This window comes from Micromonospora sp. NPDC007230 (genome assembly GCF_042869115.1).
In the GTDB taxonomy this organism is placed as follows: Bacteria; Actinomycetota; Actinomycetes; order Mycobacteriales; family Micromonosporaceae; genus Micromonospora.
Map to the genome: position 1 here is coordinate 215,114 of NZ_JBIAFE010000005.1, position 26,762 is coordinate 241,875.

The following is a 26,762-nucleotide window of genomic DNA, read 5'->3' on the forward strand; positions in this document are numbered from 1 at the left end:
TTCGGTTGGCGGCGGTCCGCCGGTTACCCCCGGGAACCGCCGGTGGCGCCCGCGCGCCGGGCGGCCAGGCGGCTCTCGACCGCCTCGCGCAACCTCCCGGTCACCAGCCGCACGTCGTCATCGGACAGCCCCTGGTGCAGCGGCAGCAGTAGGGTGGTACGGCTCGCCTCTTCGGTGCCGGGCAGGTCGGCCGACCCGAAGAGGGGCACGTGGTGCAGCGGCGCGTAGCGGAACGTGGTGTAGACGTCGGCCTTGAGCAGGTCCTCGGCCACCTCGTCGCGTATCGCAGCGGCCATCTGCACCCAGTAGAAGTAGTAGGAACTGATGTGCCCGGCGGGCAGCGGCGGTGGCAGCCGCACCCCGTCGACGTCGTGCAGCAGTTCGTCGTACCGCTCTGCGATCTCGCGTCGGCGGCGGACGAACCCAGGCAGCCGCCGCAGCTGCACGCTGCCGATGGCCGCGGTCATGTCGTTGCCGATCAGCCGCCGGCCCGGCTCGTCGACGTGCAGGTCCCACCAACGGCTCGACACGCGAGCCGCGGTGGTGAAGGAGCTGCGGTCCTCCAGCCCGTGGTAGGCCAGCCGGTTCGCCCGCCGCGCCAGGGCCGGATCCCGCACGTACAGCATCCCGCCGTCACCCGTGGTGATGATCTTACGCGAGTCGAAGCTCCACACGGCCAGATCGCCGAAGGAGCCACAGCTGCGGCCGGCGACGGCGGAGGCCGGAGCACACGCGGCGTCCTCGACCAGCGGGACGCCGCGCCGGCGGCACACCTCGGCGATCTCCGCGATCTCACCGGGGTACCCCCCGTAGTGCAGCACCATCACCGCCTTCGTCCGGGGGCCCAGGACCCGTTCCACGTCCGCTGCGGACGGGTTCAGGGTGTGCGGGTCGACGTCGCAGAACACCGGCCGGGCCCCGGCCGCCAGCACCGCGTTGGCGTTGGCGACGAACGCCTGGGACGGGAGCACCACCTCGTCGCCCGGGCCCAGCCCGACCAGCTCCATGGCGAGAAACAGGCCGGACGTCGCGGAGTTGATGAAGATCATGTTCTCACCGGGTACGCCCACGTGGTCGGCGAACTCCGCCTCGAACCGCGCCGCCCTGGACCCGTAGCCGACCCAGTTGCTGGCGAACGCCTCGGCTACGGCGGCGAGTTCCTCCTCGCCGAGCGCGGGCTGGAAGACGTTGAGCACCGCAGGTTCACCGGCCCGCGCCGCGGGCGATCCGGGCCTCGATGGCGGCGACCGCCTCGCTCGGGCTCGGGGCGGCCAGGTAGTCGGCGTACACGCTGGCCGCGCCGTCGCGGAACGTCGGGTCGGTGAGCACCCGAGTCACCTGCTCCCGAATCGCCCCGGCCTCCGGCCGTCCGATGTCGAGCACCATCCCTGCCCCGCGGGCGGTCACATGCCGGACGGTGACCGGTGAGGCGGCGTGCTTGGTCGCGCTCATCGCCTCGCCCTCGGCGACGGCGTTCACCCCCGCCTCGGGCGAGTCGGTGACCAGCTGCGGGATCCCCACCGCGGCCGCCGCGGCGTAGCTGGCGAAGCCGCCGTGGTGGATCAGCGCCTGACAGGTCGGCATCAGCTGGTTGAGCGGCAGGTAGTCGACCGTGCGGACGTTGTCGGGCAGGCTGGTCACCTCAGCCAACTGCTTGGCGTTCAGCGTCGCCACCACCTCGACGTCCAAGCTGGCGACGGCATCCAGGAGGGCGGGGATATGGCTCCACCCGCCCTCCAGGTACTTCCGCCAGGACAGGCCGAGTGAGATCGCGATCCGGGGACGCTCCGGCACCGGGTACAGCCAGTCCGGCGCCGGGGTCTGCTGCGAGTACGGGATCCAGCGCACCGAGTCGGTCGGGGTGTCCACCGGCAGCCGCATGCCTTCCGGCAGCGGCGTGATCGTCCACTGCCCGCGCAGCAGCTCCGCGTCGACCTCGACGCCGTAGCGCTCGGCCACCGGGGCGATCGTCTCCAGCATCGGGTCCTGGGCCCCGTTGGCGGCCAGCTTGCCGCTGCGAGCGGCCAGCAGGTCGATCGAGTGCACCCAGTAGTCGGGCGCGGTGATGAACCGGGCCTGGGCCGCACCGCAGGCGCGCGCGGCCACGGCCGCACCGGGGAAGCACGGATCCCACAGCACCAGGTCGGGCCGCCAGGACCGGGCGAACGCCACCAGTGCGTCCATCACCTCCTGCGGCTCCGACGGGGACGCACCGTACGGATGGAAGTCCCACATCGCCGGAAGCATGAACTGGCTGAACGAGTCCCACGCCTCCTGCTCGTCGGCGGCGATGCCCAGGGCCTCGGTGGCCCGGGCGACCTGCGCCCGCTCGGACACGTACGGGCGGCCGGGGCCCATGGGGGTCGGCATCTTCGTCCGGTCACCCAACGGTACGGCGGTCAACCCCACTGCGGTCGTGGCCTCCGCGATGTCCGGGTGTGCCGGCACGCACACCTCGTGCCCGGCGCTCTGCAACGCCCACGCCAGCGGCACGATCGGGTAGAGGTGTGAGGGGTTCGGCCAGATGGGGAACATGACCCGCATCGGAAGTCTCCTAAGGGTGGTGGGTCAGCAGCTGATGAGGACTCGGGGGGTGCTCAGGTTGAACGCCATGTTCGGGTCGAACTGGACCGCGCTGTACGTCTGCGTGCCGGTACCGCGGCACGGCATGTCCAGCCGACCGGAGGTGCCCGGCATCAGGACGACCTCGGTGGGGGTGTGCCACGGAGATCCGTCCGCCGCGTGCCGGATGAGCCAGAGCGTGGTCGGTGCCGAGCAGCCGTTGTGAGCCTGCGAGAAGACCCGGAAGCCGTCCCGGGCGGGGGTGGTCGGCATGGTGATGCAGGTGCTCTCGTCGGCAACCGGCGCGGGTGCGGCCACACCACCGGCGGCCACCACGCCGAGCGACATCAACGCAAGGGCGAAGGCGGTCATGGATCGGGCTCCTCTCGTTCGGTCCGGTCAGCTGTCGAAGTGCAGGGCGTCGTGGATGGTCTGGTCCACGGAGTTGCCGGCGCGGTCGGTGAACTGGGCGCGCAGCGACAGGCTCCGCGCGCCGTCGGGCCGGGTGACCGTCGCGACGTAGCCGCGCGGCCCGCCCGGCACGACGCGGGCCTGGTGCCAACTGGTGCCGCCGTCGGCGGACACGCTGACCACGAGTTGTCCTGGCGCACCGACCGTGGCCCCGGGCTGGGGCTCCACCGAGACCGGGATCTGGACGACCGGCCTGTCGCCGAGCCGGTTGGTCTCGTCCACCTCCGGGAAGAACCGCACCACCCACAGCGGCAGGGGGATCGGGTCGCGGCTGGTGCCGTCGACGTCGACGGTGAAGGTCCATGTCGCGTCGACGCCCGTGGACATGAGGAACATCGACCCGCGCTCGGAGACGTTGTTGATGCGGAAGGTCGCCCGGCCCGGCGGCACCGGCACGGTCAACTGGCCGCCCGTCGACGTGCCCAGCGGCACGCCGTCGCGGAACATGCTGATCGACGCGTGGTCGGAGCGCGAGCCGGCCCGGTGATTGTCCTGGTCGGTGTAGAGCGGCACCCCGAACCACATCCGGTCGCCCCGCACCGCGGCGTGGTCCGGCCGGAACAGGTACGGGCCGAACACCGCGGCGTTCCAGCGGTCGGTGTACCGCCGGCCCGCCAGGTACGGCTTGTAGTCCGATCCCATCGCCGTCGCATAGACGGGCACACCGTTCAGGAGGATCTGCTCGCCGAACGACCCCGACCACTGCGTGTCGCGGGCGTCCAGCAGATGCGTCACCCGGGCGGGCAGGTCGTACGGCAGGAGCGTGCCGGAAACGGCGGCATACCCGGGCGCCAGCCCGTACCAGCCCTTGACGCCCATGCGGCCCGGCCCCTGGCTGTGGTGGCGGGAGGTCAGCACGGCGAGTTCCCGGTCGGCAACGGTCCGGTGGAACCCGGTGAAGAACTGTCCAGGCAAGGTGTTGATCAGGTTGTAGGTGTACGGGGTGTTACGGAAGTCGCCCTTCGGGCCGGGAACGCCCCACGTCGAGGAGATCCCCGAGGTCATCTCCGCAGCCGTCACCGCCGGCCCGAGCTGCGCCGTGAACACCGTCCCGAAGGTGCCCGCGGTGAGCGACAGAGAGTAGAGCTGACCGTCGCCGTACCAGCGGTCGAAGCCGACGTCGACCAACGCCGGGCGTGCGTCGCCGCGTTGCACCCGCGTGGTCACCGGCCGGGTCGTACGCGCGTCCACCGTGACCGTGAGATCCCGGTCCAGCATGAGCGTCGGCTGCACCAGGCGGTGCCAGTTCGACTGGGCGTCGACAATGTCACCGACCAGCGTGTACCGGCCCTCGGGCAGCTCGATCGTGGCGACGCCGCCCGTCGGGGTCAGGTACTCCCGAACCGCCGTGTCCAGCCCCAGGACCTGCGACTCGGCGTCGGTGGCGAGGCTTCCGTCGCGGTCGACGTGGCGCACCGTCAGCGTGTGCGTGGTGGTGCCGGCGTCAGCCGTGCGGGCGGCCGGCCCGGCCACCCCGTCCAGCCGCAGGCCGGGTGACTCGCCGGTGGCCAGGCTGTGCGCGAGCGCCCGCCAGGTGTGCCCGGCGGCCGCCTTGACCACCGAGGACCGGGCACCGGTCGTGAGGCGTACCGGCAGGTCGGCGCGGCGTTCGTCGTCGTAGCCGGCAGCGATCAGCCCGGAGACGTCGAACAGCCGCCGGTCGAGCCGCCCTGCGGCGATCAGCGGGCGAGCGTCCTCCGGTACGACGGTCAGCCGGCCGTCCACCCGCTGCGTGGCGAAGCGCAGCCGCTGCCGGCCCGGGGCACTGCTGATCACGACCCGGCCGGTGCCCGCGGACACGGTGACCCGGTCGCCCGTGATCAGCGTGACGTGGCGGTCGCGGGCGGCCGGCGCGGCCGACTGCCCGCCCACCGGCTCCGGGCTCGCGCCTGCCACGCCCGCCGGCGTCAAGGAAAGCACCAGGCCGAGCAAGATGGTGGCGGCCCCGAGCGAGGTGCCCCAGGGGCGGCTCCGGTACCTGCCTGTACTCATCGTCATGACCTCCGAAGGGCTCGGTGCACGGATTCGCTCCGCCTGTCGCGGGCACGGACAAGGAAGATCGTGGTCGTCCGCCGGACGCCGCCGCACCTTCAGGATTGCGGTCCCGGCCCCGCCGGGCTCCCGTCGTCGCACCCGGCCCCGGACGGCACCCTGAAAGGTGCCCACCACACCGCCGACGGGCACCCTGAGACGTGCCGCGCGGACGATCACTGGCCGAAATCTCGAAATGGTGGCTGATGTGACTGACGAAAATTCATCGGCGAATACGTTCACGTGCCGGATCTGCGGCGGAACCGTGCGGCAATGGTTTGACTTCGGGCCGCAACCCATCTCCAACGCCTTTCACCACCCGGGCGACGCGGTGGCCGGGATCCGGTACGACCTGGTGGTCGGCATCTGCGAGTCCTGCACGATGGTGCAGCAGCGCCACGAGTGCCCTCGGGAGAGCATGTTCCGGCCGGACTACCCGTACCGCGCGTCCGGTTCGGCGCTGATGCGCAAGCACTTCGAACAGGTCGCCGAGCGGCTCCTCATGACCGAGCTGACCGGTCCGGATCCGCTCGTCGTCGAGATCGGCAGCAACGACGGGGTGATGCTGCGGACCATCCGGGCCGCCGGCGTGCGGCACCTCGGGGTGGACCCCTCACGCGACGCCGCCGAGGTGGCCGCCGCCGAGGGGATCCGCGTCCGGGTGGACTTCTTCGAACAGTCAACGGCCGCGTCGATCCGGGCGGCCGAGGGCCCCGCGGACGTCGTCTTCTCGGCCAACACCTTCAGCCACGTCCCGTACGTCGACGGGGTGCTGCGTGGCGTGGCGGAGCTGCTCGCCCCGGCTGGTGTGTTCGTGTTCGAGGACCGCTACCTCGGCGACATCGTCGCGAACTCGTCCTTCGACCAGCTCTACGACGAGCACTTCTACCTGTTCGCGGCCCGCTCGGTGCGGGAGATGGTCGCCCGGTTCGGGCTCGAGTTGGTCGACGTCGAGCACCTCGACGTCCACGGCGGATCGCTGCGGTACTCGGTGGCTCGGGCCGGTGCGCGCGCCCCGTCGCCGGCGGTGCGGGACCTGCTGGAACAAGAGAACCGCCAGGGACTGGCCGAGCTGTCGACGTACGAGGAGTTCGCCGCCCGCATCGAGGCCATTCGGTACGACCTGGTCGCGCTCTTGCAGCGGCTGCGGGCCGACGGTAAGCGGGTGGTCGGGTACGGGGCAACCTCCCGCAGCGCCACCGTCACCAACTACTGCGGTATCGGGCCGGACCTGGTGCCGTTCGTCTGCGACTCCACGCCGGAGAAGCAGGGCCGGCTCTCGCCCGGCTCCGGCATCCCGGTCCGGCCCCAGGAGGAGTTCAGCCGCCCCTATCCCGACTACGCGTTGCTGTTCGCGTGGAACCACGCCGAGGAGATCATGTCCAACGAGCGGGAGTTCAGCGAGCAGGGCGGGCGCTGGATCCGCTACGTGCCCACCGTACGTGTGCTGTGAACCGGGCGTACGACGATCGGCGCGGCGGGCGCCGCGCCGATCGTCGTACCGGCAGCTACCCGACGACGGGTTCGGCTGCCCGGTCGGTCTGCTCCGGCTGCTGCCCCTCGCCAGCCCCGCCCGGGGCCGCCTTGCGCAACAGCACCACCGCCAGGAGCGCGAACAGCACCATGGCGCCCGCGGACACCAGGGCGACCACGTGCAGACTGCCGGTGAAGGCGTCCCGCGCGACGTCGAGCAACTGCGTGCCGAGCTGGCCAGGCAGGCTGTCGGCCACGTTGGACGCCGCGGGCAGGTTGTCCCGCGCCTCGGCCGCGGCGTCCGGCGCCACGCCGCCCGGCACGGCGTCGGTCATCCGCCCCTGGTAGACGGCCGCGCTGAGGCTGCCGAGAATCGCCACGCCGAACGCGATGCCGAACTCCCCGTTGGTCTCCGACAGGGCCGACGCCGAGCCGGCCTTCTCCGGCGGGGCGGAGCCCACGACCAGCTGGGTGCTCAGCACGCCCATCGGGCTGGTACCGGCGAAGGCGACGGCGTAGCCGGCCACGACGAGTGCGATGCCACCGGCGCTGTCGGCCTGGGTCAGCAGGAGCAGCCCGACGGTGGTGACGAGCAGGCCACCGGCGATGGTGTAGGCGGGGTTGAACCTGCTCGCCAGGGCCGGGGCCGCCATGTTGCCCGCAATGGCGAGGGCGAACGAGGGCACCAGCCACAGACCGGCAATCAGCGGTGACAGCCCGGCCACCTGCTGGAGGTACATCGACACCAGCAGCGTGATGCCACCCATGGTCGCCGAGCAGAGCAGCGCCACTCCGAGCGCGGCTCGCAACGCGCGGTTACCGAACAGGCGCAGGTCGAGCAAGGGGTGCTCGAGCCGGCGCTGGCGCAGCACGAACACCACGCCGAACGCGATGCCGATCAGCAAGGACAGCAGTTGCGGCACGGCGACGCCGTTCGCGGCCAGCTTCTTCACCCCGTAGATGACCGGCAGCAGGGTCGCCAGCGACAGCAGCGCGCTGAGCGGGTCCAGCCGGCCGGCCTCGGGTGCCTTGTACTCGGGCAGCAGGAACGGACCGAGGATCAGCAGCAGCAGCATGACCGGCAGACCGATCAGGAAGACCGAACCCCACCAGAACGATCCGAGCATCGCCCCGCCGACGACCGGGCCGATGGCCATGCCACCCATGAAGCAGCTCATCCACACCCCGATGGCCAGCCCCTGCTGCTTCGGGTCCTTGAACATGTTGCTGATCAGCGCGAGCAGCGACGGCATCAGGGTGGCGCCGGAGACGCCGAGCAGGGCGCGGGCGACGATGAGGGTCGTCGGGCTGTCCGCGTACGCGGCGGCCGCCGAGGCGGCACCGAACACGGCCGCGCCGATCAGCAGGAGTCTGCGCCGGCCGATCCGGTCCCCCAACGTTCCCCAGGTGATCAGGAAGCCGGCGATCATGAACCCGTAGATGTCAACGATCCACAACTGCTCGGTGCTACTCGCGCCGAGCGCGGCGCTCAGGTGGGGCAATGCCAGGTTCAGCACACTGATGTCCAGGGAAAGCAGCAGTGTCGGCAGTGCTAGCACCGCCAGCCCGATCCATTCCCGGCGGCCAGCCCGTGGGCCCTCCCCTGGAGAGGCGTTGGCGTCCATCGAAATCCCTTCTGCCGATCGGATGCTTTGGGACGATCGCGGCCGGGCCGCTTGCGGGCGCTGCCGACGGTGACCACCACCCGCCGCGGATCTCGTCGCTCATCAGCGGCCGGCTTCCACGATCGATGTGCCTGCGTCTACATCGCTCTGCGACGCCAGTCTGATCGGGAGGACTGTCGGCCGGCTGTCGGTCGGCTGTCGGTGGGGCCGGACAGAATTGTCGACCGCCACGAACGCCGCTGGTGTCGCGGCCGACCAGGTCACGCTACCGTTACGGAGTGCGTTTTCGGATATTGGGCCTGCTTGATGTGCGGACCGATGGTGGCGAGCCTGTCTCGATTCCGGAATTGAAGGTCCGGGCCCTGCTGGCCGACCTCCTGGCGCACGAGGGGCAATTGCTGACGACCGACCGTCTGGTCGCCGACCTGTGGGGCGACAACAGTCCCCGCGATCCGGTCGGTGCCCTGCAGCTGAAGGTCTCCCGCCTGCGGCGGGTACTGGAGCGGGCCGAGCCCGGGGCGCGGGCGATGCTGGTCTCGCAACCCACCGGCTACCTGCTGCGGATGGCCCCCGGCGGCACCGATGCCGGTGAGTTCGCGATGCTGACCCGCCGCGCTCGCTCGGCACCGGATCCACGGTCCCGGGCCGGGTGGCTGGCCGACGCTCTCCAGCTCTGGCGCGGGCCGGCACTGGCCGACTTCACCGACTGGTCGTTCGCCCGGTCGGTGGCCGCCCGGCTGGAGGAGGAGCGACTGATCGCCGTCGAGGAGCACGCGGCGGCGCGGCTGGAGCTGGACGACGGCGAACCGCTGGTCGCCGAGCTCGGCGACCTGGTGATTCGGCACCCGTACCGGGAAGGGCTCCGGAGCCTGCACATGCGGGCGCTGTACCGGTCCGGCCGCCAGAGCGAGGCGCTCGCCAGCTACCGGGAGCTGCACGCCCGCCTGGCCGACGAACTGGGGGTCGAACCGAGCCCGGACCTGGTCGAGCTGCACCGGTTGATGCTGCGGCAGGATCCGGCATTGGTCATGCCACGGGCGGGCACGGCCCTGGCACCGGTACGCCGCCCGACCAACCTGGTCACTCCGATCACCGAGCTGGTCGGCCGCGACGACGCGGTGGCCGAGGTGACGGCGTTGCTGAACAGCGAGCGTCTGCTCACGCTCGTCGGACCGGGCGGCGTGGGCAAGACCCGACTGGCGATTCGCACCGCTGGTGACCAGTTGGCCCGGCACCCCGACGGGGTGTGGATGGTCGAGCTGGCTCCGCTCGGCCGGGCCGGCCCGACGGACGGCGTCAGCTCCGTCGCCTCGGCGGTCATGTCGGTGCTGGGCATCCGGGAGACGTCGCCGCTACCACCGATGGAGCAGCTGCGGGAGGCGCTCGACGGCAAACGGGTGCTGCTGGTCCTGGACAACTGCGAACATCTCGTCGACGCCGTCGCCGGGGTGGCGCAGAAGCTGCTGCCGGCCGTACCGGGTCTGCGGATCCTCGCCACCAGCCGGGCGTCACTGGGCCTGGCGGGCGAGACCCTCTGGTCGGTACCACCGCTCGCGCTGCCCCCGCCGGCCGGGGACCCGCAGCCCGACGCGCTCCTGCGGTACGGGGCCGTCCGGCTGTTCGTGGCCCGGGCCACGGCCGCAGCCCCCGGCTTCCGGCTCGACCACGACAATGCGTCGGCAGTCGCGGTGCTGTGCCGCCGGCTCGACGGCATCCCGCTCGCCCTGGAACTGGCCGCCACGAAGGTCCGGGCGCTGGGCGTGCACGCCATGGTCGCCCGGCTCGACGACCGCTTCCGGCTACTGGCCAGCGGTCACCGTGGGGCACCGGCTCGGCAGCAGACGCTGCGCGGCATGATCGACTGGAGCTGGGAGCTGCTGTCGGAGCCGGAACGCGCCGTCCTGCGCCGGCTCTCCCTGCACCTTGACGGGTGCTCCTTGGCCGCGGCCGAAGCGGTCTGCGGCGGCGGTGAAGTGGCCGACGTGGACGTCCCCGATCTGGTGGCTCGCCTGGTGGACCGCTCCCTCGTCTTCACCACCGTGACCGCCGGTGGTCTCCGCTACCGTCTCATGGAGTCCATCGCGGACTACTGCCTCGCCCGGCTGGGCGAGGAGGACGACGCCGAGCAGGCACGGCACCGCTACCGGGCGTACTACCTCGCCCTGGCCGAGCAGGCCGAGGAGCAGCTACGGGGCGCGGAGCAGCAGCTCTGGCTGACGCGCCTCGACGAGGAGAGCACCAACCTGCAGGCGGTCCACGAGAGCGCGGTACGCGACGGCCTCGCCGACGAGGTGCTACGCCTGTCCAACGCGCTGACCTGGTACTGGTTCCTGCGCGGCCGGTTGCGGGAGGGGTTGCACCGGCTGACCCTGGCGCTGGAGACGCCGGGCCCGATGATGACTGCCGCGCGGGCCCGCGCGGCGGTGTGGCGGGCCGGTCTGGCGGTGGTGGCCGGGGAGAAGTCTGACGCGATCGAGGCCGGACTCAAGGCGCTCGAGCTATACAAGGGCTTGGACGATCCGGTCGGCTACGCGCGAGCCCAGTGGTTCCTCGGGTTCGTCCAGTCCGACTTCGGTGACCTGACCACGAGCACCGACCTGGTACACCGGGCCCTGGAGGACTTCCGGCGGTGCGGCGACCGGTGGGGCGAGGCGGCGGCGTTGAGCACCCTCGCCAAGTACGGCATGGTCCGCGGCGACCTGGCCGCGCTGCAGCGACACGGCGAACTGAGCGCACGCATCTTCACCGACCTCGGTGACCGTTGGGGCCAGTTGCAGGCCACCGACTCGCTGGCGACCCTCGCCGAGGTGCGGGGGGACCACGACCGGGCCGCGCGGATGCACCAGGAGGGGCTGCACACCGCCGAACAGCTCGGCCTGTGGCCGGAGGCGTCGAGCCGGCTGTCCTGGCTCGGCCGGATCGCCATGCTCCGGGGCGACTTCGCGCAGGCCCGGCAGCTGCACCAGCAGGCCCGCCGATTGGCCGTCGAGCACGGCTACAAGCCGGGCGAGATCTTCGCCGAGATGGGCCTAGGCATCGCCGCGCGGCGCGAGGGCCGGTTCGACGCCGCCGAGGAGCACCTGCGTACGGTGCTGGACTGGCTGCCCCGCGAGGACTTTCGGCGGGGTGACACGCTCCCGCTGGCGCTGATCCTGCCGGAGCTCGGTTTCATCGCCGAGCAGCGCGGCGACCCCGTGGCGGCGCAGCACCTGCACCTGGAGGGCCTGCACGTGGCGCGGCAACTGGAGGGCGACCCGCGCGGTGTCGTGCTGACCCTCGAGGGGCTGGCGGGCGCACAGGCCCTCGCCGGCAACCACGCCTGCGCCGCCCGACTGCTCGGCGCCGCCGCGTGGCTGCGGCACACGGCGCAGGCTCCGCTGCCGCCGTCCGAACAGGCCGACGTGGACCGCATTGCGTCCATCGTGATGGCGACTATCGGGGCCGAGGAATTCGCGGTGAACTTCGAGCGCGGCCGGGCAATGAGCCCGGACGCCTGCGTCGACCTGGTCCGCGAGGCCGCCGACGGCCGGACGGAGTCCAGCGGCGCCCGCTGAGAACGCCCGCCGGACAAAGGGCAGGACCGGAGGCGTTCGAGAGCTGACGGGTGATGCCGGGGCGGTGCGGTGGCGGGTGCGATCCGCCTGGCGGCCGGGCCGCCGGAATCCGTCGCACGTCCGCAAGTTCGGCGAGCCGTCGCATGTCCGCACGTGCGGAGAACACGTGTCGCTCCCGGCCCGCTCATGATGAGGTTATCGACTCATCTGGAGGGCGGATGCGAACCGCATACCGGACCTGCCCACTGTGCGACGCCGTCTGTGACCTGCGCCTTACGCTGGACCACGCCGACCGGATCACCTCCGCTCCGGCTGACCCGGACGATCCGTTCTTCCGCGGTTACGCCTGCCCGAAGGGTGCGAACCGGGGCCGCCTCGACGAGGATCTCGACCGGCCGCACCGGCTCGCGCGGGCCCAGACGGGGGCCGATATCGCCGGCTTGCGCACCCGCTCCGCGCCCGGCACGCGGCTGATCGGCCGCCGGCAGTTGCCCTCCAACGCCAACACGTTCACCGATGACTCGGTGATCGACCTGCTGCCCGGCATCGCCGTTTCCAACGGGGTACCGGTCACCGCAGCTCCGGCCAGACCCGCGTGACCGGTCGGCGCAGAGGACACCCGCCGCGGGCAGCGGCGGTCCCGTTTCGCGTTGGGTCTCCCCCCGGAGGCTCGGTGTCATTTTCAGGAGGAGTGATGGTGGAAAGTCCTGTCCCGTCTCGTGAGCAACTCGTCGAGCGCGCCCGCCAACTGGTGCCATTGCTGCAAAAGCACGCGGCCTGGGCGGAGGAGAACCGGCGGCCGCACGACGAGACGATCGAAGCACTGGCCGACGCGGGAATCTTCAAGATGCGGGTCCCCACCCGCTACGGCGGATACGAGTCCGACACCCGGACGTTGGTCGACGTCGGCGCGGAGCTCGGCCGCGGCGACGGCTCGGTGTCCTGGGTCGAGTCGGTGTACACGATTCCGACCTGGATGTCGGGCCTGTTCCCCGACGAGGTGCAGGACGAGGTGTTCAGCACACCGGACGTGCGGGTGTGCGGGACCTTGAGCCCGTCGGCGATGGCCACCCCGACCGACGGCGGCATCGTGGTCAACGGCAAATGGGGCTTCATCAGCGGCGCGCACCACGCCCACTGGCAGGAGATCGTGGCGGTGCTGGTCCGCCCCGACACTGAGCCGATGCCGATCGTCGCGCTGGTGCCCATGACGGACCTGAAGGTCATCGACGACTGGTACACCTCGGGCTTGCAGGGCACCGGCAGCGTCAGCACGGTGGCCCAGGACCTGTTCGTGCCACAGTCGCGGGTCTTGCCGCTGCCGGCGATCCTGGAGGGGCAGCCCGCCTCCAAGCTCAACGCCGACGCCGCGATGTACCGGGCCCCGCTGCTACCGGTCGCGTCGGCGTCCTCGGTCGGCACCCTGATCGGGCTGGCGAAGGGCGCCCGGGAGGCGTTCTTCGAGCGTATGCCGAACCGGAAAATCACCTACACCACCTACGCCAAGCAGGCGGAGGCTCCGCTCACCCACCTGCAGGTCGCCGAGGCGACCATGAAGATCGACGAGGCGGAGTTTCACGCCCACCGGCTGGCCACGCTGGTTGACACCAAGTGCGTCGATGGATCGCCGTGGACCCTGCTGGAGCGCGTGCAGTGCCGCGCCGACCTGGGCGCGGTCGGCCGCCTGACCAGGGAGGCCGTGGACATCTTCATGACCGCCAGCGGCGGCTCGTCCATCTTCAACGACATGCCGATCCAGCGGATCCACCGCGACCTCTGCGCGGCCAACCAGCACGCCCTGATGCACCCCAACACCAACACCGAGCTGTACGGCCGGGTGCTCTGCGGCCTAGAGCCCAACAGCCAGTACGTCTGATCCGTCGACCGGAAAGCGAGCAGACCCATGACCACGAGTACCTCGCCCGCCAGCACCACCGGCACGCTTGATGCCGAGCAGGCCGCCATCGCCGCCGTACCGCAGCGCATGGTCGCGGCCTGGGCCGCCCACGACGCCGACGCCTTCGCCGAGCTGTTCACCGAGGATGGCACGATGATCCTGCCCGGGGTGTACCAGAAGGGCCGCGACGAGATCCGCAGGTTCATGGCCGCCGGCTACGCCGGCCACTACAACGGCACCACGGTCACCGGGCGACCCATCGACATCAAGCCGCTCGGTGCCGGCGCGGTGGCGCTGCTCACCGAGGGCGGCGTGTTGGCGACCGGGGAGACCGAACTCTCCACGGCGGCAGCAATTCGCGCGTCCTGGATTCTCGTCAAGCGCGACGGACAGTGGCTCCTCGCCGTGTACCAGAACTGCCCGCGCGACCCGGCCGCGTAGCCGCGGCAACCCGTCGTTCAGCCGACGCGGCGCCGCCGGCCACCGCCGGCGGCGCCGTCGTCTGTCCGGGTGCCGGCGCCTCCCCAGCCCGTTCGCTTGGCCGGCACCGTTCGCCATCAACACGTACGCGTCCCGCCGCGGCAACCACGAGGTCATGATGCGCGGCACGATCGCCCGGTCATCGCGCCGCCCAGTAGGTGCGGGTGTTGACGAACTCGCGCAGGCCGGCGGCGGCCAGTTCCCGGCCGTATCCGCTGCGCCTGGTCCCGCCGAAGGGCAGGCGTGCGTCGGAGGCGACGACGGCGTTGATGAAGGCGGCCCCGGTGGTGATCTGTCGGGCGAAGGCGACGCCGTGTTCCGGGTCGGCGGTCCACACGCTCAGACCGAGCCCGTACTGCGAGGCGTTGGCCAGCCGGACGGCGTCGGCCTCGTCGGCGGCGACCGCGACGGCGGCGACCGGGCCGAAGGTCTCCTCGTCGAAGGCGGGAATGCCGGGCGCGGTGTTCCCGAGAATGGTGGGCTCGAAGAAGTACCCGCTGCCGGGCAGGGCCCGTCCTCCGGTGAGCAGGGTGGCGCCGGCGGCGAGCGACTCCTCGACCTGTCGCCGGATGGTGTCGCGGAGGTCGCCGCGAGCCATCGGGCCGATGTTCGTGCGTGGATCGGTGGGATCGCCGACGGTCAGGGCCCGGGTGCCGGCGACGAAGGCGGCGATGAACCGCTCCGCGATCGGCGCCTCGACGATGAAGCGCTTGGCGCACACGCAACTCTGGCCGGCGTTGGTGAACCGGGCCTTGACCGCGGCGGCGGCAGCCGCGTCGACGTCGGCGTCGGCGAGCACCACGAAGGCGTCCGAGCCGCCCAGTTCGAGCACGGACTTCTTCACCGCGTGACCGGCGGCGGCTCCCACAGCCGCGCCGGCGCGGTTGCTGCCGGTCAACGTCACGCCGGCGATGCGGTCGTCGGCGATGAGCCGCCGGGTGACGTCGGGTACGCGGGGCTCCTCCACCACGATCGTCGTGAAGACGCCCTCGGGCAGCCCCGCGGCCAGGAACACCTGCTCGATGGCCAGGGCGCAGCCGGTGACGTTCGGCGAGTGCTTGAGGAAGACCCCGTTCCCGGCGGCGACCGCGGGGATGGCGAAGCGCATCGCCTGCCAGAACGGAAAGTTCCACGGCATCACCGCGAGCACCAGGCCCATCGGCTCGTACGCGACCCAGGCGTCGACGCCGTCGATCCCCACTGGCTCGTCCGCGAGGATCGTCGAGGCCTGCGACGCGTAGAACTCACCGGTCACGGCCGACTTCTCGAGCTCGGCGGCCGCTTCGGCGCGCACCTTTCCCATCTCGTCGGTGATCAGCCGCGCGAACTGATCCTCTCCGGCCCGTAGCGCGGCGGCGAGCGCTGACACCACCGCGAGGCGCCGGTCCAGTGGCGTCGAGCCCCACGCCGAGGTCGCGGTGTGGGCCCGGTCCAACAGTCGCTCGAGCTGGGTGTCGTCGTGCGGGTCGTAGGTGGTCAGGGGCTGGCCGGTGGCCGGGTTCGTGGTGGTGATGCGCATGGTCGCTGCTCTCGTCACGGGTTGCTCTGGCCGCCCTTGTCGTGCTCCGACAGATGCTCGAACGTCTCCCCCGTCGCGGTGATGGTGCGGGTGACGTCACGGCCGCCGTAGACCCAGTAGATCCGCATGATCCCGTCGCCCCGGTTGAAGAACCGGTGCGGCACCCCCGCCGGCACCCACGTCGCCTGACCGGCGATCAGGTCGAAGTGGTCATCACCGATCTGCGCGGTCGCCAGGCCCTCGAGGATCAGCACCGTCTCCTCCACGTTGTGGCTGTGCAACGGCAGCCCGGTACCGACCTGGAACTGCGTCTGCCCAGTGGTGACCCGGTTGATCGCACAGTTCCACTTCCCGACGTACGGGATGGTGACGACGCCGTTGCCCCGGTCGAACGGCTCGACGGCCTCCGGGGTGATGAGCAGGTTCGGCTGGGGAGGCAGGATGGTCATGGCGGCCCTTCAGTGAGCGCTGGGCAGGTCGGTGACGGGGGACGGTGCTGAGATGACGGCGACGACGGCGGCCGCGAATTCGTCGGTGCCGCGGGTGCCGCCGACGTCGCGGGTGCGTCTGGCCGGGTCGTCCAGGACATCGTCGACGGCACGCTGGATCGTGGCTGCGGCGGCGATCGCGTCAGAGCGGTCGTGCCGGCGGCCGAACCAGTCAAGCAGCAGGGCGGCCGACAGGATGAGCGACACCGGGTTGGCCGTGTTGGTCCCGGCGATGTCGGGGGCGGAGCCGTGCTGGGCCTGCGCCACGCAGATGTCGTCGCCGACGTTGATCGCGCCGCCGAGGCCGAGGCTGCCGGACAGCTCGGACGCCTCGTCGGACAGGATGTCGCCGAACATGTTCGTGGTGACGAGCACGTCGAAGGACGAGGGCCGGCGGATGAGCAGGGCGGCGGCCGCGTCCACGATCAGTTCCTCGAGTTCGACGTCCGGGAACTCGCGGGCCACCTCGCGCACCTCGCGCAGGAACAACCCGTCGGAGAGCTTGAGCACGTTCGCCTTGTGCACCGCGGTGACCTTCCGGCGGCGTTCGCGGGCGAGGGCGAAGGCGGTCCGCGCGACTCGTTCCGACGCCCGGGCCGTGACCTTCCTGATGGCGAAGGCGGAGTCCGGGTCGGGCATGAACTCGCCGGCACCGGCGAACATGTTGCGATCGGAGTAGAAGCCCTCGGTGTTCTCGCGGACGATCACGAGGTCCATCGGCTCCCGCAGGATCGTCAGGTCGGGCCGGGAGCGGCACGGCCGGACGTTGGAGTGGAGTTCGAAGACCGTGCGCAGCTCAGCGGACGGGTTGATGCCGCCGTCGGCGCGGGGCGGGTAGTCGTAGTGGGACACCGGGCCGAGGAGCACGCCGTCCGCCTCCGGGATGCGGCGCATGACCTCGTCCGGGAGCGTCGTGCCCACCGTTCGCAGGCTCGACAGGCCGATCTCGCGCTCCTCGACGGCCAGGCCGAGGCCGAATCTCCGGTCGGCGGCAGCCAACACGTCGAGCGCGGCTCGGGTGATCTCGGGTCCGATGCCGTCGCCGGGGAGAACCAGAATCTCCATTCCTGACCCCTACGCGTGGTGGAAGAGGCGGGTGGCGAGCAGGTTGACCTGGCTGCCCGGCACGACGTGCTGGTCCGCCGCGGCACGCCAGTCGGCGAAGTGGGGCGCGGCGCGGTGCGCCTCGACCGCCGCCTCGTCGGCGTACACCTCGAAGAAGGTGAAGTGGTGGTCGTCCGTCAGGTCCTGGGACACGTCGAAGTAGCGGCAGCCGGGCTCGTCGGTGAAGGATCGCCGGGCGTTCTCCTCGATGGCGGCGAGGAACGGTGCCAGATGTCCGGGACGGACCCTGAGGTCGACGGTCAGGGTGATCATGAAGGGCTCACTTTCGGTTCGGTACGGAGAGGAAGCGTCACGCCGGTCTCCTCGGCGAGACGGACGAGGCTGGCCCAGGTGTTGTCGGCGACGGGGATGCCGGTCGCCAGCCGGCGGGCCTCGGCGCGGTCCTCCAGTTCGCCGGGGAAGAAGATCTCCTCGACGCCGGAAGCTTTCGCCACGCCCTTGGTCTCGTCGATGAGCTGCTCCATGCGGCGCTCGAACTCGGCCGGATCGCCGAGGGCGGCGATGTCGATGGTGAGCAGCAGGTGACCGCACCCGCTGCGCCGGTCGGGGTCGTACGGTCCGGCCACCTGGCTGCCGAAGGTGCTGCCGGTGAGTACGCCCGCCAGCACGTCGATCATGAACGCGATGACGTACCCCTTCGCGCCGGCCATCGGCAGGATGAGGCCGTCGATCGCGCGATGCGGGTCCGCCGTCGCCACCCCGTCGGTGTCGGCCGCCCAACCGTCGGGGATCGGGGTGCCACGTTCCGCGGCAAGGTAGATCTTGCCTCTCGCCACGGCGGTGTTGGCCAGGTCCATGACCGCGACGCCGTGCCGGCCGGCCGGGGCGGCGATCGACCACGGGTTGGTGCCGATGGTCTTGTGCCGGCCGCCCCACGGTGCCATCGCCGGGCTGGCGTTGGTGAACAGCAGCGCCGCGCAGCCCTCCTCGGCCGCACGCCGGGTGAAGTAGGCGGCGGTGCCGAAATGGTTGGAGTTGCGGACGGCCACGCCGCTGATCCCGTGCCGGCGGGCGCGGTCGACGCCCAGGCGTACGGCGTGGTCGGTGAGCACCTGTCCGATGCCGTCGTGGCCGTCGAGGACCAGCAGGGGCCCGGTGTCGGTGACGACCGTCGGGCTCGTGACGGCGCGCATGGCGCCGTTGCGGATTCGCGCCACGTACCAGGGCAGCCGCAGCATGCCGTGCGACGAGTGGCCCCACAGCTCGGCGGTGACCAGGGTGTCCGCCAGCAGGCGCGCGTCAGCTGCGGGCACTCCGCTGCTGACCAGCACCTCAGCGCCGAACCGGCGTAGCTGCTCGGCCGGGCACCGGTGGCTCGCCCGGTTGGCGGCCGCCGCGCCGTGCGACGTCGGGTTGTCTCCCGCCACGCTGGTCATCGCCGCTCCCCCGCGGTGACCGACTCCTCGTCCGCAGCCAGGGCACCGAACTGCTGGGCCGTGCGCCGCTGCCAGCGGTTCATGAGACGGGGCACCAGTGCGACCAGGACCACCACGGTGTACGCGGCGATCGAGAACGGCGACGACACGAGCGCCAGCGGATCGCCGTCGGAGATGGCCAGCGCGCGGCGGAGTTGCGTTTCGGCGACCGGCCCGAGGATGACGCCGATGATCAGCGGCGCGATGGGGAAGCCGTACTGCCGGAGGAAGTAGCCGAGTACGCCGAACACCAGCAGCACGTACACGTCGAAGACCGCGCCGTTGATGCTGTACGCGCCGAGCAGCGCGAAGGTGACGATGCCCGCGTAGAGGTAGGGCGTCGGAATCCGCAGCACCTTGGCCCACAGCCCGACCAGCGGCAGGTTCAACAGCAGGAGCATGGCGTTACCCATGAGCAGCGCCGCGATGAGCCCCCACACGAGATCGGGCTCCTTCTCCAGCAGCAGCGGGCCGGGCTGCAGCCCGTACTGCTGGAAGGCGACCAGGATGACCGCGGCCGTGGCCGACGTCGGCAGGCCGAGCGTCAGCAGCGGCATCAGGGCGCCTGCGGCGTTGGCGTTGTTGGTGGCCTCCGGTCCGGCGACGCCTTCGATGCCGCCCTTGCCGAACTCCGCACGGTGTCTGCTGAGCTTCTTCTCGACGGCGTAGGAGAGGAAGGTGGGGATCTCCGATCCGCCGACCGGGACCGCGCCGAGCGGCCAGCCGATGGCGGTGCCCCGCAGCCAGGCCGGCCACGACCGCCGCCAGTCCTCGCGGGTCAGCACCGCGCGTCCGCGCAGTTCCAGGATCTTCGGCTGGCTGGGGCGCAGCTTGGCGGCCAGGTAGATGACCTCCCCCATCGCGAAGAGCGCGACGATGATGGTGACGGTGTCGATGCCGTCGAGCAGGCGAGGAACGCCGAAGGTGAAACGCGCCGCGCCGCTCTGCGCGTCGAGCCCGATCAGTCCGACGGCCAGGCCGATGGCGACGCTGGTGAAACCGCGGGCCGCCGAGCTGCCGAGCAGCGCCGCGACGGTCATGAACGCCACCACCGTCAGCGCGAGGTAGTCGGCGGGCCCGAGGGCGAGGGCGACGTCGACCACGTACGGCGCCGCGAACGCCAGCGCGACGGTCGCGATCGTCCCGGCGACGAACGACCCGATCGCCGCGGTGGCCAACGCCGCCGCCGCCCGGCCGGCGCGGGCCATCTTGCTGCCCTCGATGGCCGTGATCATCGATCCTGACTCGCCTGGCGTGTTGAGCAGGATCGACGTGGTGGAACCGCCGTACATCGCCCCGTAGTAGATGCCGGCGAAGAGAATGAAGGCCGCCTCCGCGGGCAGGGAGTAGGTCAGCGGCAGCAGCAGCGCGATGGTCAACGCCGGACCGATGCCCGGCAGGACACCGACGAGCGTGCCGGCCACCGTGCCGACGAGCGCGTACAGCAGGTTCTGCAGGGTGAGGGCGACGGCGAAGCCGGTGATCAGACCGTCGATCCCGTCCATCAGCGCACCCCCTCAAGCAGGCCCGGAAGGTAGATGCCGAGCGGTCCGGTGAACACGACGTGGATGACCGCCGAGAGCAGGACCGCGCCGACGGCGACCCGTCCGTAGCGGCGTGCGCCCAGCGTCGTGGCGACGCCGAAGAAGGTGACGCTGGACGCGATCACGTACCCGGCCGGCTCCAGCAGCACGGCGAACACCACGACCGAAGCGATCAGCAGGGCAACCCGACGCCGGTTCATCGGCAGGGACGGGTCGACGAACTCGCTCTCCTCCGGCGTCCCGGCGTTGCCGCGCAGGAGGTCGATGACGACGAAGGCCGCCGACGCCGTCAGCAGGGCACCCACGGCGTACGGAACGAAGCGGGGACCGACGTTGCTGGCCGCCCGCGGAACGGCGATGGTCGCGGTGTCGACCAGGACGAAGAGTCCCAGGGCCAGGAGGCACCCGGCGAAGCCGAGCTCCCCCTTGTCCTTGACGGAGCCGATCATGCGAGGCCCAGTTCCTTCAGCATCTGCTCGGTCTGGGTCTGCTGCGCCGCGAGTTCGGTCCTGAAGGCGTCGCTGTCGAGGAACTCGTTCGACCATCCCTTGGTCTTCAGCAGGTCGGCCCAGCCAGCGCTGTCGGTGAGCGTCCGGAAGACGCCGGACAGTGCCTTCCGATCGGGGTCGCTGACGCCCGGAGGTGCGAACACGCCACGCCAGTTGACGAGGACCGCATCGGGGTAGCCGGCGCTGGCGACGGTCGGCGCCGCGGGAGCGACCGCGATCGGGGCGTCGGACGAGACCGCCAGGACCCGCAGCTTGCCGGCCGCGATCTGGTCGGCGAACTCGCCGTAGCCGGCGATGCCGGCCGCGACCTTCTTGCCGAGCAGCGCGACGAGGGCTTCGCCACCGCCGGAGAACGTCACGAAGTTGACGCTGGTCGGTGTGACACCGGCGGCCTTGACGAGGGTGCCGCCCCAGATGTGGTCGATGCCGCCCTGGTTGCCGATCGCGATCGGGTTGTGGCCAGGCTGGGCCTTGAGCGCGGCGAGGAACTCGGCGAGGGTCTGGTACGGGGACCCGGCCGGCACCACGATAACCTCGTACTCGCCGATCAGCCGCGCGACGGGCGTCAGATCGCCGAGTTTGTTCGGAGAAGAGTTCGTGATCGTTGCGCCGACCAGCGAGAGCCCGCCGATCATCAGGTCGCTGGTGCCGGACTTCTGGACGAACTGCGACAGCGCGACGGTGCCCCCTGCGCCCTGGGTGTTCCTGACCTCGACGCGGCGGGCCAGACCGGCGTCCTTGAGTGACTTCTCGAGCGCCCGCGCCGTCTGGTCGTACCCGCTTCCGGGCCCCGACGGCGCGTCGATCGTCACCCATTGCCGCAGGATGTCGGACTCCGCGGATCCTCGATCCGAGCCCTCCGAGCCGGCCCCGCACGCGCCTACCGCCAATGCGGCTGCCAGCCCGGCGGCCACCTTGGCGGTCCAGCCCACGCACCTCATCGATAACGCCACCATGAATCCCGACCTTCCTGTTCACGGCCGTCCGGTCGCGCCGGACGGTCCGCCGCAGCGGCGGAGTGATCGGGGACGCTACCGCCTTGCATACTTGTATACAAGTGTTCGTTGCAGAGAGGTTACGCCTTGACTCGCTCAGAGCCCCGCGCCTCCGGGGGATATTTCGCCTACGTAGAGCTCAAACGGCGCATCCTGCACCTTGAGTTCGAGCCAGGGCAACGGTTGTACGAGCCAGCCCTTGCGGAGTCACTGGAGGTGAGCCGCACCCCGCTACGAGAGGCGATCCGTCGCCTGATCGCGGAGAACCTCCTCACCCAGCAGCCCACCGGCGGAGTCGTCGTGCCGGCCCTGGACCCCCGCGAGATCGCCGAACTCTACGACGTGCGGGCCGCGCTCGAAGCGCTGATGGCGCGCGAGGCGTGCCGGAAGGTCACCGACGACGACGTCCGGCAGCTGACCGGCATCGTCGAACGGAACGCCGCCCTGGTCAACTTCGCCGACGAGGCGATGACCACCGGCAAGAGCCTGCACGACGCCATCGCCAGAATCGCGAACAACAGTTGGGCCAGCCGGCTCCACGATCAGGTCTCCGACCACATGGTCCGCTACCGCCACCTGACCAACAGCACCCAACAGCGCCGCGAGGCGGCACTGACCGAACACCGCGCGATCCTCGAGGCGGTCACCGGCGACGACCCCGAGCACGCGGGCCAGACCGCCTACGCACACGTCATCGCCGCCCGGGACCAAGCACTGCAGGCCATCGGCACCCGCCTCGACGGCTGACCACCGCGCTGGGCACCCTCCGCGCCTGAGTGCGGGTTGTTGCCGAAGGCCCAGGTCAGAGCTAGCCTTCTGAACATGTTTGGACAGGTGCTCAAGCTCAAGCACGAACGGGTCGTCGAGCAGCTCGCCCGGGAGATCCGAGGTGGCCGGCTCGCCCGCGGCACCCAACTGCCCGGCGAGCACGCGCTCGCGACCCGGTTCGATGTGAGCCGGAACACCGTCCGTCAAGCCCTCACCGAACTCAGCCGGCGCGGGCTGATCGAGACCCGCTCCGGCAAGGGATCGTTCGTGACCTTCGACGGCCGGACGATCGACGACCGGCTGGGCTGGTCCCGCGCCCTGGCGGAGCAGGGCGTCCCGACAACCGTACGCGTCCTGCGTCTCGAGCTGGTCCACGAGCCCGAACTGGCGGAGCGGTTCGATCTGCCGTCCGCCGAATGCGTCGCCGTCGACCGGCTCCGGTCGCTCGACGGAGGCTCCGCCATCTCGATCGAGCGGAGCCGGATCCCGACCGTCGGCCCATTGCGCGAGCTGCCCGAACGCGGCCTCACCGGGTCCCTGTACACGGCGCTGCGCGCGGCCGGCCTCGTTCCGACGCAGGGCGAGGAGTGGGTGGAACTGGCCGAGGTCGCACCGCCCGACGCCCAACTGCTCGACTGCGCCGCCGGCAAGCTCTTCCTGCGCACCCGGCGGCTGAGCCGGGACGCGCGCGGTGAATTCGTCGAGCACGTGGAGAGCCTGCTGGACCCGGCACGGTTCCGGCTGCACCTGCGCTTCGGGGAGGCGTCGGAATGAGTACGTCGACGCCGGCTCGGTCCGCGACGCGCGAATCGCGGGCCGTCGCCGCCCTGACCGGGCTCGCCGTCGGTGACGCGCTCGGCATGCCGACCCAGTCCATGCCGCGAGAGCAGATCGTCGCCCGCTACGGCCGGTTGACCGGTTTCGAGCCGGGGCCGGCGGACCAGCCGATCGCGCCCGGCATGCCCGCCGGGACGGTGACAGACGACACCGAGCAGGCACTGCTGCTCGGGCGGCTTCTTCTCGACGGCCGGGGCCGCATCGACGGGCATCGTCTCGCCCGGGAGCTGCTCGCGTGGGAGGACGACATGCGCCGACGCGGCTCGCTGGACCTGCTCGGCCCGTCGACCCGGGCCGCGGTTGCCGCCGTGGCCGCCGGCCGCCCGCTCGAGGAGGCCGGCCGGTTCGGGACGACCAACGGGGCGGCGATGCGGATCGCCCCGGTAGGCGTCGCCGTACCCGCAACCGACCTGGACCGGCTCGTCGACCGGGTCGTCGAGGCGAGCTGGGTCACCCACAACACCGGCGTCGCCCTGGCCGGCGCCGCCGCCGTCGCCGCCGCGGTCAGCGCCGGCCTGGACGGCGCGGACACCGCGACCGCGACCGCGACCGCCGTACGGGCCGCGCAGCTCGCCGCGGGGCGGGGCCACTGGGTGGCGGCGGCGGACATCTCGGCCCGGATCGCCTGGGCCGCCGACCTGGTCGCGGGACGGACGCCGGAGGCGGCGGCCGACCTGATCTACCGCCTGGTCGGGACGAGTGTGGCGACCCAGGAGTCCGTCCCGGCGGCCTTCGCGGTGCTCGCCGTGCACCCCGACGACCCGTGGCAGGCCTGCCTGCTGGCCGCGGGTCTCGGCGGCGACACCGACACGATCGCCGCCGTGGTCGGCGCCATCGCCGGCGCCGGCCACGGTGTCGCGTCCTTCCCGGACACCGCGCTGGAAACGATCGAGAAAACCAACCACCTCCCCTTGGCAGACATGGCGACCCGCCTGCTCGCCCTCCGTCAGCTCAGCTGACGCCGGTGCGCAGGGAAAGGCAGGATGACGATGTCCACGACGGAACCGGCCGGCACGATTCCGGCCGACACCAACCGGGTCGGCGCCATCGAGACCAGAGGCATCGAACCGGTCCCCCCGACCGAGCGCACGGGCCGGCCGGGCCAGCTCTTCTGGGTCTGGTTCGCGGCCAACATCTCCATCCTGGGGCTGCCGCTCGGTGCCACCCTGGTCGCGCTGCGCGGCATGAACATCTGGCAGGCGCTGCTGGTGGCCGCGATCGGATCCTTCGGCTCCTTCGCCCTCGTCGGCCTGATCAGCGTGGCCGGTAAGTGGGGCGGCGCGCCCAGCATGACACTGTCCCGCGCGGTCTTCGGGCCCCGCGGCAACCACGGGCCGACGGTGATCTCATGGCTGTCCCGGGTCGGCTGGGAGACGGTCAACACGACCACCGCCGCGTACGCGCTGCTGGCGTTGCTGAACATCGCGTTCGGGCTCACGGCGAACCCCGTGCTGACGGTGATCTGCCTGCTCGCCTTCGTGGCGCTCACCCTGGTCGTCTCGGGCCTCGGGCACGCCACGCTGGTCTGGATCCAGCAGTGGGCGACGTACGTCTTCGGCGCGCTGAACGTCGTGGTCGCCGCGTTCCTGATCACGCGGGTGAACTGGCAGGCCGTGCTTGACGCCCCGGCCGCCCCGCTGAGCGTCGTCATCGCCGGGATCGGCGTGATCGCCGCCGGCACCGGCATCGGCTGGGCGAACGCCGGTGCCGACATGGCCCGCTACCAGCACCGGAACGTTTCGGGCGGGCGGATCGTCGCGGCTGCCTCGGCCGGCGCCGGAATCCCGCTGTTCCTGCTCATCGGGTTGGGTGGCCTGCTCTCGGCCGGCGACGGCCACCTGGCCTCCGCCAGCGACCCCGTCTCGGCGATCCAGGTGCTGCTCCCGTCCTGGATGGCGGTGCCGTACCTGCTCGCCGCGTTCGGCGGTCTGCTGCTCTCCAACAACCTCTCGGTCTACTCCGCCGGCCTGACCATGATCACCCTCGGCATCCGGACCCGCCGGGTGGTGGCCGTGGGCCTGGACATCGTGCTCACGCTGGCCGGTGGGATCTACTTCATGCTGATCGCCGGCAACTTCTACGGACCGTTCATCACCTTCATCTCGCTGCTCGCCGTGCCGATCACCGCGTGGGTCGCGGTGTTCCTGGCCGACATGCTCCGCCGGCGGGAGTACGACCCGCGCGGGCTGATGGACACCACCCGCACCAGCGCCTACTGGTACCGGGGCGGGGTCCGCTGGGCGGCCCTGCTGCCGTGGCTGGCCGGCACCGTCTTCGGTCTGCTCTTCACCACGGCCTCGACCTCGGCGGACGACGTCTGGTTCAGCGGCCCGCTCGCGGACTCCTGGCTGGGCACGAACGGCCTCGGCTGGGTCGCGGCCTTCGTCGTCGCCGGTGCCCTGTACCTGCTGCTCGCCGTGCCAGGCGGCCGGCGCGGCGGCGAGGCGGGGCGGACCGGATCCACCCCGCCGGAGGGGAACGCGCCGGCCGGCGACCGGACCGTCGCGGAGGCCCGGCGGTGACCGCGCGGCCGGCCCGGCTGGTGCACACCGGCAACGTCGTCATCGACGTGGTGATGTACCTGCCGCGGCTGCCGGAGGTCGGCGGGGACGTGCTCGCCTCCGGCAGCCGGATCACCGCCGGGGGCGGGCTCAACGTCATGGCGAGCGCCGCCCGCCAGGGACTGCCCGTGGCGTACGCCGGGATGCACGGCACCGGGCCGTTCGGCGACCTGGCCCGCGAGCAGTTGGCCCAGGCCGGTGTCGAGCTCGTGCAGCCGGCGCTACCGGAGCTCGACACCGGGTTCAGCGTCGCGCTGATCGACCCGGCAGGCGAGCGCACGTTCGCCACCAGCGTCGGCGCGGAGGCGCGGCTCGGGCCGGCGGACCTGGCCCCGATCGACCTGAGCCCCGGCGACGTGGTGTACGTCTCCGGTTACAGCCTGGCCTACCCGTCCAACGGTCCGGCGCTGGCGGCCTGGCTGCCGACGGTCGCCCCGGAGGTCACCGTCGTCGTCGACCCCGGTCCGCTGGTCGCCGAGATACCCGGGTCCGTCCTGACATCCATCTCGGAACGTGCCGACTGGTGGAGTTGCAACGAACGGGAGGCGCGGATCCTCACCGAGCACGCCGACCCGGAGGCGGCCGCCGCGTCGCTGGCGGCGCGCACCGGGCGTGCCGGCGTGGTGGTCCGTACCGGGCCGCAGGGTGCCGTCCTCGCCACCGACGACCGGTCCGTGCGCGTGCCGGCCTTCCCGGTGACCGTGGTGGACACCAACGGCGCCGGGGACGCCCACGTGGGCGCCTTCGTCGCCGCCCTCGTGAGCGGTCTCGACCCGGTCCAGGCCGTACGTCGTGCCAACGCCGCCGCGGCGCTGGCCGTCACGCGGCACGGGCCCGCGACCGCCCCCACCGCAGTGGAGGTCGACGAGTTGCTGGCGGGGCGCTCAAGCCGGTGACCGCCGTGCCGG

The 26,762-nt window shown here is 71.5% G+C and carries 23 protein-coding genes; 10 read left to right on the top strand and 13 right to left on the bottom strand.

All coding sequences use genetic code 11. The features are described from left to right. Nucleotides 1-23: 23 nt before the first annotated feature. Genes ACFYML_RS09820 through ACFYML_RS09835 form a run of 4 tightly spaced genes read right to left on the bottom strand, consistent with a single transcriptional unit; the run spans nucleotide 24 to nucleotide 5,025 of the window. Complete coding sequence (locus ACFYML_RS09820) at nucleotides 24-1,196, bottom strand: DegT/DnrJ/EryC1/StrS family aminotransferase (RefSeq protein ID WP_387420204.1); 1,173 nt, start codon at nucleotides 1,194-1,196, stop codon at nucleotides 24-26. 7 nt (nucleotides 1,197-1,203) lie between these two features. Beyond that, entirely contained in the window at nucleotides 1,204-2,544 is a 1,341-nt protein-coding gene (locus tag ACFYML_RS09825; protein ID WP_387420205.1) for a nucleotide disphospho-sugar-binding domain-containing protein, read from the bottom strand. 24 nt (nucleotides 2,545-2,568) lie between these two features. Next, nucleotides 2,569-2,934 (bottom strand): hypothetical protein, encoded by a 366-nt coding sequence (locus ACFYML_RS09830; protein ID WP_387420206.1) that lies wholly within the window; start codon nucleotides 2,932-2,934, stop codon nucleotides 2,569-2,571. 27 nt (nucleotides 2,935-2,961) lie between these two features. Continuing rightward, a complete protein-coding gene (locus tag ACFYML_RS09835; RefSeq protein WP_387420207.1) occupies nucleotides 2,962-5,025 on the bottom strand; it encodes a hypothetical protein in 2,064 nt (687 codons plus the stop codon). Between the two features lie 235 nt (nucleotides 5,026-5,260). Between ACFYML_RS09835 and ACFYML_RS09840 the strand changes: the two genes are divergently transcribed. Further along, the gene (locus tag ACFYML_RS09840) at nucleotides 5,261-6,517 is read left to right on the top strand and encodes a methyltransferase domain-containing protein (protein ID WP_387420208.1); all 1,257 of its coding nucleotides are present in this window, start codon (nucleotides 5,261-5,263) and stop codon (nucleotides 6,515-6,517) included. A gap of 55 nt (nucleotides 6,518-6,572) precedes the next feature. On the opposite strand, the gene ACFYML_RS09845 is transcribed toward ACFYML_RS09840, so the two are convergent. Next, nucleotides 6,573-8,162: an MFS transporter gene (locus ACFYML_RS09845; protein ID WP_387420209.1), complete on the bottom strand. Its 1,590-nt coding sequence runs from the start codon at nucleotides 8,160-8,162 to the stop codon at nucleotides 6,573-6,575. A gap of 278 nt (nucleotides 8,163-8,440) precedes the next feature. On the opposite strand from ACFYML_RS09845, the gene ACFYML_RS09850 reads away from it, so the two are divergent. The 4 genes from ACFYML_RS09850 to ACFYML_RS09865 all read left to right on the top strand — a co-directional run bounded on the left by ACFYML_RS09850 (nucleotide 8,441) and on the right by ACFYML_RS09865 (nucleotide 14,054). Continuing rightward, nucleotides 8,441-11,716, top strand: coding sequence for a BTAD domain-containing putative transcriptional regulator (locus ACFYML_RS09850; RefSeq protein ID WP_387420210.1), 3,276 nt, complete (start codon nucleotides 8,441-8,443; stop codon nucleotides 11,714-11,716). Nucleotides 11,717-11,934: 218 nt separating this feature from the next. Next, entirely contained in the window at nucleotides 11,935-12,315 is a 381-nt protein-coding gene (locus ACFYML_RS09855; RefSeq protein ID WP_387420211.1) for a hypothetical protein, read from the top strand. Between the two features lie 95 nt (nucleotides 12,316-12,410). Beyond that, nucleotides 12,411-13,592, top strand: a complete 1,182-nt coding sequence (locus ACFYML_RS09860; protein WP_387420212.1) for an acyl-CoA dehydrogenase family protein — start codon at nucleotides 12,411-12,413, stop codon at nucleotides 13,590-13,592. A 27-nt stretch (nucleotides 13,593-13,619) separates the two neighbouring features. Then, on the top strand, nucleotides 13,620-14,054 hold the full coding sequence (locus tag ACFYML_RS09865) for an SgcJ/EcaC family oxidoreductase (RefSeq protein ID WP_387420213.1): 435 nt from the start codon (nucleotides 13,620-13,622) through the stop codon (nucleotides 14,052-14,054). 178 nt (nucleotides 14,055-14,232) lie between these two features. On the opposite strand, the gene ACFYML_RS09870 is transcribed toward ACFYML_RS09865, so the two are convergent. The 8 genes from ACFYML_RS09870 to ACFYML_RS09905 are packed head-to-tail and all read right to left on the bottom strand — an operon-like array spanning nucleotide 14,233 to nucleotide 21,625. Further along, nucleotides 14,233-15,612, bottom strand: a complete 1,380-nt coding sequence (locus ACFYML_RS09870) for an aldehyde dehydrogenase family protein (RefSeq protein WP_387420214.1) — start codon at nucleotides 15,610-15,612, stop codon at nucleotides 14,233-14,235. A 14-nt stretch (nucleotides 15,613-15,626) separates the two neighbouring features. Further along, nucleotides 15,627-16,061 (bottom strand): cupin domain-containing protein, encoded by a 435-nt coding sequence (locus ACFYML_RS09875; protein ID WP_387420215.1) that lies wholly within the window; start codon nucleotides 16,059-16,061, stop codon nucleotides 15,627-15,629. A gap of 9 nt (nucleotides 16,062-16,070) precedes the next feature. After that, entirely contained in the window at nucleotides 16,071-17,165 is a 1,095-nt protein-coding gene (locus ACFYML_RS09880; RefSeq protein WP_387420216.1) for an isocitrate/isopropylmalate dehydrogenase family protein, read from the bottom strand. Nucleotides 17,166-17,174: 9 nt separating this feature from the next. Then, the gene (locus tag ACFYML_RS09885) at nucleotides 17,175-17,477 is read right to left on the bottom strand and encodes a putative quinol monooxygenase (RefSeq protein ID WP_387420217.1); all 303 of its coding nucleotides are present in this window, start codon (nucleotides 17,475-17,477) and stop codon (nucleotides 17,175-17,177) included. Continuing rightward, on the bottom strand, nucleotides 17,474-18,601 hold the full coding sequence (locus tag ACFYML_RS09890) for an Ldh family oxidoreductase (protein WP_387420218.1): 1,128 nt from the start codon (nucleotides 18,599-18,601) through the stop codon (nucleotides 17,474-17,476). The genes ACFYML_RS09885 and ACFYML_RS09890 overlap by 4 nt, the downstream gene beginning before the upstream one ends. After that, entirely contained in the window at nucleotides 18,598-20,145 is a 1,548-nt protein-coding gene (locus ACFYML_RS09895) for a tripartite tricarboxylate transporter permease (RefSeq protein ID WP_387420219.1), read from the bottom strand. Before ACFYML_RS09895 ends, ACFYML_RS09890 begins: the two co-directional genes overlap by 4 nt. Next, on the bottom strand, nucleotides 20,145-20,633 hold the full coding sequence (locus ACFYML_RS09900) for a tripartite tricarboxylate transporter TctB family protein (RefSeq protein ID WP_387420220.1): 489 nt from the start codon (nucleotides 20,631-20,633) through the stop codon (nucleotides 20,145-20,147). The genes ACFYML_RS09895 and ACFYML_RS09900 overlap by 1 nt, the downstream gene beginning before the upstream one ends. Continuing rightward, nucleotides 20,630-21,625 carry a Bug family tripartite tricarboxylate transporter substrate binding protein gene (locus ACFYML_RS09905; protein ID WP_387420221.1) on the bottom strand — a complete coding sequence of 332 codons (996 nt, stop codon included), beginning with the start codon at nucleotides 21,623-21,625 and terminating at the stop codon, nucleotides 20,630-20,632. The genes ACFYML_RS09900 and ACFYML_RS09905 overlap by 4 nt, the downstream gene beginning before the upstream one ends. 150 nt (nucleotides 21,626-21,775) lie before the next feature. Here ACFYML_RS09905 and ACFYML_RS09910 point away from each other — a divergent pair, with 150 nt between their 5' ends. The 5 genes from ACFYML_RS09910 (at nucleotide 21,776) to ACFYML_RS09930 (ending at nucleotide 26,750) form a co-directional block, all read left to right on the top strand. Next, entirely contained in the window at nucleotides 21,776-22,435 is a 660-nt protein-coding gene (locus ACFYML_RS09910; RefSeq protein WP_387420222.1) for a GntR family transcriptional regulator, read from the top strand. Nucleotides 22,436-22,510: 75 nt separating this feature from the next. Beyond that, a complete protein-coding gene (locus tag ACFYML_RS09915; RefSeq protein WP_387420223.1) occupies nucleotides 22,511-23,230 on the top strand; it encodes a GntR family transcriptional regulator in 720 nt (239 codons plus the stop codon). Further along, on the top strand, nucleotides 23,227-24,252 hold the full coding sequence (locus tag ACFYML_RS09920) for an ADP-ribosylglycohydrolase family protein (protein ID WP_387420224.1): 1,026 nt from the start codon (nucleotides 23,227-23,229) through the stop codon (nucleotides 24,250-24,252). Before ACFYML_RS09915 ends, ACFYML_RS09920 begins: the two co-directional genes overlap by 4 nt. A 30-nt stretch (nucleotides 24,253-24,282) precedes the next feature. Continuing rightward, a complete protein-coding gene (locus ACFYML_RS09925) occupies nucleotides 24,283-25,815 on the top strand; it encodes a purine-cytosine permease family protein (protein WP_387420225.1) in 1,533 nt (510 codons plus the stop codon). Further along, nucleotides 25,812-26,750, top strand: coding sequence for a PfkB family carbohydrate kinase (locus tag ACFYML_RS09930; RefSeq protein ID WP_387420226.1), 939 nt, complete (start codon nucleotides 25,812-25,814; stop codon nucleotides 26,748-26,750). Before ACFYML_RS09925 ends, ACFYML_RS09930 begins: the two co-directional genes overlap by 4 nt. Nucleotides 26,751-26,762 lie beyond the last annotated feature (12 nt).